Genomic DNA, 9,480 nt, shown 5'->3' on the forward strand with positions numbered 1-9,480 from the left:
TTGATGGAGCCGTCTTTGTTGAGAATATTGATGAAGGGCAGGTTGTGGCGCTTGCCCATCTCAAAGTCGTTAAGATCGTGAGCAGGCGTAATTTTGACGCAGCCAGTCCCAAAGCTGGAGTCTACGTATTCGTCTGCAATGATCGGGATCTGTCGATTCATGATCGGCAGCGTCAGACTTTTGCCAATGAAAGATTTGTAGCGATCGTCATTCGGGTTAACGGCGACGGCAGTATCCCCCAGCATCGTTTCCGGTCGCGTCGTGGCAACTTCGACAAAGCCGGACCCATCACTCAAAGGATAGCGGAAATGCCACAGGTGCCCATTTACTTCCTGGTTTTCCACTTCCAAATCGGACACCGCCGACTGCGTGGCTGGACACCAGTTAACTAAGTACTCACCGCGATAAATCAGCCCTTCGTCGTAGAGCCGCACAAAGGCTTCCATGACTGCCTTGGACAAGCCTTCGTCCATCGTGAACCGCTCACGGGACCAGTCTACAGACAGACCCAGCCGCCGCAGCTGACCAACGATCGTTCCCCCAGACTCCTCCTTCCACTGCCATGCCCGCGTTAGATAGGCGTCTCGTCCCACATCCTGGCGCGTCTTGCCTTGCGATCGCAGTTCCCTATCCAGAATTGCGCTGACGGCGATGCTGGCGTGGTCGGTTCCCGGAAGCCATAGCGTATTGCGTCCAAGCATCCGATGGTACCGAATCAGCACATCGATCAAGGAATGCTCGAAGGCGTGCCCCATGTGCAGGCTGCCCGTGACGTTTGGCGGCGGAATAACGATGCAATAAGGCTCTCCCGGCTTGCTGGGGTCTGCTTTAAAGGCGTCGTTCTCCTCCCACAACCGCTGCCACTTGGCTTCGGCGCTGGCGGAATCGTATTGACTAGGCAGGGTCGGGATGGATGCCGTCATGAGCTGGACAGAATGTATGGAACTTCCATACATTCTGCCATGTTGCCCTGTCCCGTTGCTGAAGATTAAGCGCGATCGAGCATTGCCAGAATCTCATCCAAAATTTCCTGTGCGCCTTGCTGCCTCATTCGCTGCGCCAGTTCAGTCCCGAGCGTTTCTGAGTCGGCAGCAGCACCCGTAATGCTGTCTTTAACGAGGCGTTGCCCATCCAGACTTGCCACAATTCCAGTCAGCGTTAGGGAATCGCCATCGAGGACGGTGTTGACGCCGATCGGCACCTGACAGCCACCTTCCAACTCGCGCAAAAATGCTCGCTCTGCATAGCAGCGCTGCGCGGTAGGAAGGTGCTCTAGCGCTTTTAGCAGATTGAGAACTTCGGGGTCCTCCGTGCGGCATTCGATGCCCAGTGCGCCCTGCCCGACCGCATGCAGCGAGACTTCAGCAGGAATGACTTGGTGAATGCGATCGTCAAATCCCAGCCGATGCAGCCCTGCAACTGCCAAAATCAGCGCGTCGTACTCTCCAGCGTCAAGCTTCGACAAGCGGGTGTTCAAATTGCCTCGCACGTCCTTAAAGCTCAGGTGCGGATAGTGGTGACGCAGTTGCGCGAGCCGTCGTAGCGATGAGGTGCCGATAACCGCGCCTTCGGGAAGCGCTCCAAGCTGCTTGTCCTGATACTTCTCGTGAACCACCAGCGCATCAGCGGGATTTTCGCGTTCGGTGACGCAGCCCAGCATGAGTCCTTCTGGCAGGCGCGTGGGCAGATCTTTTAGCGAGTGAACGGCAAAGTCAATATCGCCGCTCAGCATTCCGACTTCCAATTCCTTGGTGAACAAGCCTTTGTCACCAATCTTCGCCAGCGCTACGTCCAAAATCTTGTCGCCCTGGGTACTCATGGTATGTACTTCAAAAGTGCGATCGGGAAATGCTTTTTGCAACTGCTCCTGCACCCAGTAGGTCTGTACAAGTGCGAGTTGACTTTTGCGAGAGCCGATGCGGATGGTGCGGAGAGGCGTGGCGGTCAGGGACATATATCAAGAATTGAAATGAGCTTGTGAAGTGGCATTTTCCACATTACCGCAGTGCGCCGCGCCATGCCCGCTACACCTAATAAATGTACGTTACAGATAATTAAGCCGTGAATGGGATGCGATAAGGCTGCATCTAGTGAGAGCCAGAAGCAAGAAGTAATGTCAAGCGCGAGAATGATGAATCCTTCTAGCGATAACTGGCTGTGAGCTGCCAATGACTGGTGGAATTTATAAGGTAATAAAAGATACAACCTCCTAAGGTTGAGTCAGACAAATTCACTTAACCAGGAAAAGAAAAATCAGTATGGTAAAGCCATTTAATCGACTTTTGCTGTCAGCCGTATTTGCATTGCCGATCGTATCCATGACCGTGCAAAAAGCGATCGCTGAAGACTTGAGCTTCACGCTGAAAAACGCAACCTCTTCACCCCTAGTCGAGTTTTATGTAGAAGCCATGTCGCAAAGCGACTGGGGCGAAGATATCTTGACAGATTCTGTAAAACCTGGCGAATCTGGCAATGTAACGATCGCTGATGGCAAAACGACTTGCATCTACGGTATCCGAGGCGTTTTTGCTGATGGTGACGTTCTTGAGGAAGAAAACCTGGATTTGTGCAAACTTGGCTCCTACACGTACACGGAGAAATAGGGGCGGGTGGAAGCCTAATAGTCTATTGGGACTATTTTTAGAAGTCGAAGATCCTCTGAAAAAATTTCAGTTCGCGTTCTGCAAACTTCAGCAACTTAAACAAGTAAAGCTGGCAAACCACTAGATAGAAAAAAGGGACGTTGCGCGCAACGTCCCTTTTTGAATTGAGATTCAACACAAATCGTTGGACTAAGCGCTGACTTGATCAACGGGCTTGGACTGCTGTGCCAACAGTTCCAGATACAGATCGCTCAGTTGCGTTGCAACGCCTGCCCAGCTAAACTTCGATCGCACTCGCTCTTGGGCCGCTTGTCCAAGCTGATGGCTCCAATCGGGATTCATCAGAATCCGATCAATCGCTGCCGCAAACGCTGCCTCGTCTTTTGGCGGAGCCAGTAGACCCGTTTTTTCAGGCACAACTGTGAACTGCAAACCGCCAACATCGCTGGCAATTACAGGAATACCGCACGCCATGGCTTCGATCGCCACCAGCCCAAACGGCTCATAGTGACTCGGCACGACGCAAACGTCTGCTGCTGCGTAGTAGATTGGCAACTCTTCAGGACTGAGGCGACCGGGAAACTGAGTCAAACCAGCTAGTCCCAAGTCACCCACAATGCTTTCGATGCGCTCACGCTCTAACCCATCGCTTTGACCCGGACGGCTACCACCGCCAATCATCAGGCGCAGCTTGTCGCTATTACGCAACTGCGATTGACCGATCGCCCGGACTAGCGTTTCGATGCCCTTGCGTGGATCAAATCGTCCCACGTAAAGGACCACCTGTTCGTCAGAGGCAATGCCCAGCTTTTGACGGGCTGCTTCGCGACTGACGGAGCCGAAGTGATCGACGTTGGTACCGCAAGGGATAATGTCAATATTGCCTTGGGTAGACATGAGCGATCGCATGTGCTCTTGCTCTTGTGGACTGGTTGCCACAATGCGCTCCGCTGTTTTCAACACCGTTTTTTCCACATCCAATCGCGTTGTAGCAATCATTGGAATCGTTGACACCGACTGGTATTTCACCGCTCCTAGAGAGTGATAGGTATGCACTTGACTGAGCGGCTGAAGCTTTTTCAACTCCATGCCAATCCAGGCAGAAATCCAGTAGTTTGTGTGAACGACACGGTACTGCACTCCCGATTGACGTTGAAACTTCAACAACGATTGCACAAACGCTGGCACATGCTCAGCCAGTTCATCACGGGGGACAAACTCTTGTGGCCCTGCCGTTAACCGAATGGTGCGGCAGTTTTCACGGTGCTGCACGATCGTTGGAAGATTAGCATCGGCGTGGCGGGTGAACATGTCAACCTTCCAACCCTGCTTTGCTAATTCTTCACCAACATGACGTACGTACACATTCTGACCACCCGCCTCTTCTTTGCCAATTTCAGCAGCGGGGTCGCCGTGACAGGAAATCAGAGCAATGTGCTTTTCGGTTGAGGAAAACATGGTTTTGTCAGCTTTATTTTTAGAGGATTAATGACACCAAAGCGAACTCAGGCAGAGAATTCACTAGGAACAACGGTGGCTTAAAACAGTTTCTACAGTACAGGTTTGATGCCCTAAGCCACATCGTTCAAACGAAATAATCCAAGCTATAGAAAAGTCGATCCAGAGGAACGCCGCCTAGCTCACACCCTCCCAAAGTCAGATTTAGTGTCGTAAAAGCACGATTTCCAGGAAGCAGCGGAAACTCAACACAAGTCTCTGTAAACGCGCGATCGCTTGAAACATTCCCTATCGAAGTTTCCATCAGTAGCAGATGACTTGATACAGAAAATTTGATTTGCTGCCAGAAACAAACTCAGAGATTTACACTCCATCGCTGGAAAAAAATTCTAACAATGGATAGCACTCTATTACACTCACCACCAACAGAAAAATTACTCAAGAGTCTACGATTCTAGACAGCTGTCTTGTGCAATTTCTCCTCACTACTTGAGAATGAACTTTATCATAAGTTTGCAAATTCACCTGTTCGGGCGCGACCCAGCAAGCGATTAAAAAATTCACAGACGTGTATAATTAAGCGCTTTCTACAGCGGCTTTAGCTCCGCAAGCATCAATTCTACCAAGGAGCGAAAATCGTTGCAAAATCTAAGGCTCAGCAATTTTAGGCAGCAAAGATTTCAGTCAGGCGTCCTAGTAAGTTAAGTGTTAAGGTGTCGAAAATAACATAAAATCGAAGGAATAATTAATAAGAAAAATATATAGATCTTTAGACATGCATATAGTTAACTAATTCATCTAAGCGATGCTGAATGTCCAAGTGACTTCTCTCCTGCCATCTCCTCCGGCACTAGCTTGCTTAATCGAGCCTTGATTCCTGCGCGTGTCTTAGCGGTGTGGTATCGGTACGGCGTTAGAAGAAGGGATTGTAGAATGAGGATGGTATCCACGATCGCCTACTCTACAACATGAGTTACTACGTCATCTATGACGGCAACTGCAACCTTTGCGTAACACTGGTACAACTACTGGAAAGCTTAGACAAAGGGCAGCAGTTTCGATTCATTCCAATGCAGGATGAACCAGCTCTTCGAGAGTTCAACATTACAGCAGCGGATTGCGAGAAAGGCGTGATTCTGCTGAACCCGGATCAGCCAGAACAGCGCTGGCAAGGTACTGAGGCAGCAGAAGAAATTGGGCGTCTGTTGCCTGTGGGTAATGTGTTTGTTGCCGCCTACCGCGCGCTTCCTGGTTTGAAGTGGACGGGCGATCGCGTTTACGAGCAGGTGCGCGATAATCGCTATGCTCTGTTTGGCAAGCGCAGCCAAACCTATCAACCGCTTTATCCTGCCTGTGAATCGCAGGGTTGCCAGCTATAAGTGGGTTCATCGCGTGGTGTTCGTCGAGCAGCGCCGCATGAATCTGCCGAATTGCCTGACAAAAATCGCCTCCAAGGATTGCTCCTTAGAGGCGATCGTGCAACACAGCTTAGAGCTATGCGTTGTAGGGTGTGGTACCGCTGAACTTGAGCTTAGCGGGTTCGGGGTTGCTGCCGATATTGCGAGGATTGCTGTTCACAGCGACGCGACCTGGATTCACTTTTTCAGGGAAGACTCCATCCTTGGGATGTAAGTACTCGATGTCTCCATTCGCATAGATCCGATAGATCTTGTAGTTGTTAATCTTCAGCTTCCGCAACTGCTGACCACCCAAGGCAATGCAATATTCCTTGCGTGCCAGGTAAAGTAGGTTCTCGCCTTGCCGCATGACGGCTGCACCGCCCGTAGGCATTTCAAACACCTGCTCCTTAGGGCTGGTCCAGGTGATGGCATATTTTTCTTCAACTGACGCCTTGGTTAGGAGTCCGCCGGTGCTGCCACCGAATAAAGGAATTTGTCCAGAAAGAGTTTCTGCCATTGGATTTCTCGCTCAATCTTTTAGGGCATCCTATCACTCGACTGAACCGCCTCTACGAACTTTGTTGGGAACTGTTACAGTTCTTTAGCTTAGCCGTGCAGCCTCAAACTAGACGCTCCGTTAGGTTTCGGCGATCGTTCCCGCGTTTTCTTTGGAGCAGGCTCTTCCCGACCGTTGTGAGAAATCGGCACCGTGAAATGAAACTGGCTGCCTCGATCCTTGCCGTCGGACTCTGCCCAAATCTTGCCGCCCAGCCCAGTGACAATCTGACGGCAAATCGCCAATCCAAGCCCAGTACCACCCGCCGAGCGACGGAGCGCGCCTTCCTCCTGGTAGAAGCGATCGAACACCGCTTCTAAGCGATCCGGCTCAATACCGCGTCCTGTATCTGCCACCGTGACTTCCAGCATTCGTCCGCCGTTGGAGTGTGCCTCGATCGTCACTTGTCCTTTCGGTTCTGTAAATTTGCAAGCATTGTCTAACAGTTTGGACAGCACTTCCACCAGCCATTCGCCATCAGTCTGCACCAGCGGCAGTTCTAGCGGTACGTGGTCGGAGATGTGAGGCAACGGACTGTGGAGTTGACGCGCCCGGACGCTGCTAAGCGCGAGATCAACGCATTCGCGCAGCGGTAGCGGCTCCAAGTGCCACTTGACCCGTCCACTTTCCAATTCCGAAAGCGTGAGGAAATCCTGCACGAGTTTCCGCATTCGTTCAGCATCCTCTAGGGCAGATTGCATCATGATCTGCCGCAGTTCCTCAGGCATATCTGGTTCACTGGCAAGGCTTTCTAGGCAAACCTGAATCGTGGAGAGCGGCGTTCGCAGTTCGTGTCCGGTAATGGCAATGAGATTGCTGCGGGTGAGATCGAGCGCTTCTAACTGCTGGTTCAAATCCTCCAGGTTGGCATAAGCCTCTGCCTGAATTAGGGCAACGCCGATTTGAGTGGCGATCGCCTCGACGAGTTCGAGTTCTGCCGGAGTCCACTCGTGCAGCGTTACGCCGCAGTTGTGCAACTCCACCATGCCCAGCAGCCGATTCTGATGCACTATAGGCACCATCAGCCACGAGGCAATTTTCCAACGCTCCACGGATGATCGAGCGGCAGGCAATTCTAGCCCGTTATCGAGCAGCCAGGGATCAACTTGAGCGTCTTCGACGTAAACCTGTTCCTGCCGCTGCACGGCTGCCTGGAACAGCGGATTGTCGCGCAAGTTCCAGGACTGCCCCATCAGGGATTCCACTTCGCTAGCGCGATACTCGTGCTCGATCGTGACGTGAGCGTCGGTCGCTTTGCAGTGGTAGAGCAAGCAGCGACAAACGCGCAGCGCCTGCCCCAGCTCCTGCACAGCAACGTTAAAGATTTCATCGGGCTTTAGCGATCGACGAATCGTAGACGTAATCGAATTGACTAATCGCTCTTTGCGCTCCTGAGCCGCGATCGAGCGATAGGCTTTCAGCAACTTGTACTGTCCCGCTTGCAGGTAGGTAACGAGGCGTTCTGTAAACGGTCCGGGATCAACGTTGTTAAAGCCTGTCTGGGTCTCGCCCACAAGCTGTGCCTTTGCCTGAGCTACTTTGTCTGCAATTTCTGGTCGGTAGCCCACAATCCGGTCTAGCAGAAGTTCGGCTGCTTGGCAGACGATCGGGCGCTCGAAGGTCCAAATCCCCTCAAATCGCCGCGCCTGATCGGGTGGGGTGGGCACTTCGGCGTCTGTTGATGATTGTTTTTTGTCAAGTGGCGGTCGCTCCCTGCAGATCAGGCAAGCCGCATAGCGGGCACCCACGACGACTAAATGCCACTCATGAGCCAGCCCGTCGGTCGGCTCGAAGGCGATCGTTTCGTAGTCGCCAGAGCGATTAGAGAAGTCTGCTTCTGGTGCTGCCAGAACGTATACCTGTGACGTGCGCTCAGCAATTCTCAGGTACCGATGGGCTTCCTGCCGATAAAAGCGCTCGCGCTGAAAGCTGGCAATCACCAAGGGGGCATCTCTACCCGCCAAGACTTGGTCTTCCATGGCATGAGAAAGCGCAGTCAGGGAAGACTTGAAGTAGATTTGAGGTCTGAGGTCAGGCGAGACGTGTAGCAGATCTTCCAGAACGGAAGTGGGATTGCTCATCGAGAATAGACTCTACTCGTTGATGCGGAGATGCGACGAGATGATCACTAAGCTCACTATACCGTCTGAACGATCGTCTGGAAGCATTGACATAACTCTGTATCTAGATAGAACCAAGGATTACAGCGTCGATGGAATTTGCTAGAACCAAAACGAGCAAATTAAGGAAGCAGACACATGAACTGGGTGACAACAATTTGGCAGGCGATTTCCGGTACGAGTGATTGGATGGCTTGGAATCTATTTTTGGCAGTGGTGCCGCTGGTGCTGAGCGTCTGGCTATTTCGGCGATCGATGGCGCGATCGCCGCTCTGGTGGGTCGGCGTCCTCGCGTTTATCGCCTTTTTGCCGAACGCACCCTACGTGCTAACCGATTTGATTCATCTGGTTGACGACATTCGCGCTAACGGTTCCCTTCTGGTGAACACGCTGGTGGTGATTCCCAAATATCTTGTGTTTGTGCTTGTAGGCTTTCAGGCGTACGTGCTGTCGCTGATCAACGTTGGCTACTACCTGCGTCGGCACGGGTTAAGCAGCTACATTCTTCAGGTGGAACTGCTGCTGCATGGATTGAGCGCGATCGGCGTTTATCTGGGACGATTTGAGCGGCTCAACAGTTGGTACATCGTTACTCGTCCCCATCATGTGCTGCGAAGCGTGATGGAGAACCTGCTGGATTGGCGTCCGTTGATTTTTATGACGATCGCCTTTGTGCTGATGGCGCTTCTCTACTGGTTGATGAAGCAGGTAACGTTGGCAGTGCTGCTACAGAAGCGTTATGCCACGGTGGTTCAGCGTCGATCGCGGGTGTAGCCTAGCTGTTATCGAGTTTTGCCAAAGCATTCCTGCGGTCCGATTTTGGTTGGTGCGTCTCCATCACTTGAGGGATGAGAACGCTCAAGGACTTCGTTACCAATAGAGTGAAGTGTTTTGGGACACACCTATGGATAGTACGACTGGAACTCGCGAGAGTCAGATGAGCACGGCTCCAACCGATCGTCAGGAGTCATCATCTCCCGAATCAGCCCAAGTGACCGAGCAGACGATGCAAGATGCGATCAACCAAGCTCAGAAAGCCTGTCAGACGACTGGCGATTACTCTACTGAATGTGTGACGGCGTGGGATGTGGTAGAAACGATGCAGGCAGAAAATCCTCATTCCCCGAAGAAGGAGAGCACTCAAGCTTCGTTCGATCGATACTGCGCGGAGCACCCAGATGCGGATCAGTGTCGCATTTACGACGTTTAGAGCGATCTGTGGCCCTCCAGCAGACGTTCAGCCCCTGAGATGAGCGACCTTGCTCTTTACACCTGATTATTCCAACTTGCCTCCCATTCTTTTGCTGGCATTGGCTCTAAAACCGATTTCTGGTTCGAGCAAG

At 52.0% G+C, this 9,480-nt stretch carries 9 protein-coding genes; 4 read left to right on the forward strand and 5 right to left on the reverse strand.

Annotated features, from left to right (window positions below; all coding sequences use genetic code 11):
* Both H6F43_RS12645 and hemC read right to left on the reverse strand, forming a co-directional pair.
* On the reverse strand, positions 1-923 hold a 923-nt coding region (locus H6F43_RS12645; RefSeq protein WP_190343107.1), incomplete at its 3' end, for a class I tRNA ligase family protein.
* Positions 924-988: 65 nt separating this feature from the next.
* Positions 989-1,954 (reverse strand): hydroxymethylbilane synthase, encoded by a 966-nt coding sequence (gene hemC, locus H6F43_RS12650; protein ID WP_190343108.1) that lies wholly within the window; start codon positions 1,952-1,954, stop codon positions 989-991.
* A gap of 304 nt (positions 1,955-2,258) precedes the next feature.
* Between hemC and H6F43_RS12655 the strand changes: the two genes are divergently transcribed.
* Positions 2,259-2,603, forward strand: coding sequence for a hypothetical protein (locus H6F43_RS12655; protein ID WP_199290318.1), 345 nt, complete (start codon positions 2,259-2,261; stop codon positions 2,601-2,603).
* A 189-nt stretch (positions 2,604-2,792) separates the two neighbouring features.
* Here the strand turns inward: H6F43_RS12655 and H6F43_RS12660 are convergent, their stop codons facing one another.
* Complete coding sequence (locus H6F43_RS12660) at positions 2,793-4,061, reverse strand: glycosyltransferase family 1 protein (RefSeq protein WP_190343109.1); 1,269 nt, start codon at positions 4,059-4,061, stop codon at positions 2,793-2,795.
* Positions 4,062-5,029: 968 nt separating this feature from the next.
* Here H6F43_RS12660 and H6F43_RS12665 point away from each other — a divergent pair.
* Complete coding sequence (locus H6F43_RS12665) at positions 5,030-5,440, forward strand: DCC1-like thiol-disulfide oxidoreductase family protein (protein WP_190343110.1); 411 nt, start codon at positions 5,030-5,032, stop codon at positions 5,438-5,440.
* 115 nt (positions 5,441-5,555) lie between these two features.
* Here H6F43_RS12665 and H6F43_RS12670 read toward each other — a convergent pair whose 3' ends face one another.
* Both H6F43_RS12670 and H6F43_RS12675 read right to left on the reverse strand, forming a co-directional pair.
* Positions 5,556-5,978: a photosystem I reaction center subunit II PsaD gene (locus H6F43_RS12670; RefSeq protein ID WP_190343111.1), complete on the reverse strand. Its 423-nt coding sequence runs from the start codon at positions 5,976-5,978 to the stop codon at positions 5,556-5,558.
* Positions 5,979-6,067: 89 nt separating this feature from the next.
* Positions 6,068-8,098, reverse strand: a complete 2,031-nt coding sequence (locus H6F43_RS12675; protein ID WP_190343112.1) for a DICT sensory domain-containing protein — start codon at positions 8,096-8,098, stop codon at positions 6,068-6,070.
* Positions 8,099-8,275: 177 nt separating this feature from the next.
* Between H6F43_RS12675 and H6F43_RS12680 the strand changes: the two genes are divergently transcribed.
* Positions 8,276-8,911 carry a DUF1361 domain-containing protein gene (locus tag H6F43_RS12680; RefSeq protein ID WP_190343113.1) on the forward strand — a complete coding sequence of 212 codons (636 nt, stop codon included), beginning with the start codon at positions 8,276-8,278 and terminating at the stop codon, positions 8,909-8,911.
* 130 nt (positions 8,912-9,041) lie between these two features.
* Positions 9,042-9,347 carry a Calvin cycle protein CP12 gene (locus tag H6F43_RS12685; RefSeq protein WP_190343114.1) on the forward strand — a complete coding sequence of 102 codons (306 nt, stop codon included), beginning with the start codon at positions 9,042-9,044 and terminating at the stop codon, positions 9,345-9,347.
* Positions 9,348-9,480: the final 133 nt, after the last annotated feature.

Origin of the sequence: Leptolyngbya sp. FACHB-36 (assembly GCF_014695955.1) — a bacterium.
Taxonomy (GTDB): Bacteria; Cyanobacteriota; Cyanobacteriia; order Leptolyngbyales; family Leptolyngbyaceae; genus FACHB-36.

Excerpts from the sequence above, each read along its gene's own strand:
- H6F43_RS12680 (WP_190343113.1), top strand. The coding sequence starts at position 8,276 with ATGAACTGGGTGACAACAATTTGGCAGGCGATTTCCGGTACGAGTGAT.
- H6F43_RS12670 (WP_190343111.1), bottom strand. The coding sequence starts at position 5,978 with ATGGCAGAAACTCTTTCTGGACAAATTCCTTTATTCGGTGGCAGCACC.
- H6F43_RS12660 (WP_190343109.1), bottom strand. The coding sequence starts at position 4,061 with ATGTTTTCCTCAACCGAAAAGCACATTGCTCTGATTTCCTGTCACGGC.
- hemC (WP_190343108.1), bottom strand. The coding sequence starts at position 1,954 with ATGTCCCTGACCGCCACGCCTCTCCGCACCATCCGCATCGGCTCTCGC.
- H6F43_RS12655 (WP_199290318.1), top strand. The coding sequence starts at position 2,259 with ATGGTAAAGCCATTTAATCGACTTTTGCTGTCAGCCGTATTTGCATTG.
- H6F43_RS12665 (WP_190343110.1), top strand. The coding sequence starts at position 5,030 with ATGAGTTACTACGTCATCTATGACGGCAACTGCAACCTTTGCGTAACA.
- H6F43_RS12685 (WP_190343114.1), top strand. The coding sequence starts at position 9,042 with ATGGATAGTACGACTGGAACTCGCGAGAGTCAGATGAGCACGGCTCCA.
- H6F43_RS12675 (WP_190343112.1), bottom strand. The coding sequence starts at position 8,098 with ATGAGCAATCCCACTTCCGTTCTGGAAGATCTGCTACACGTCTCGCCT.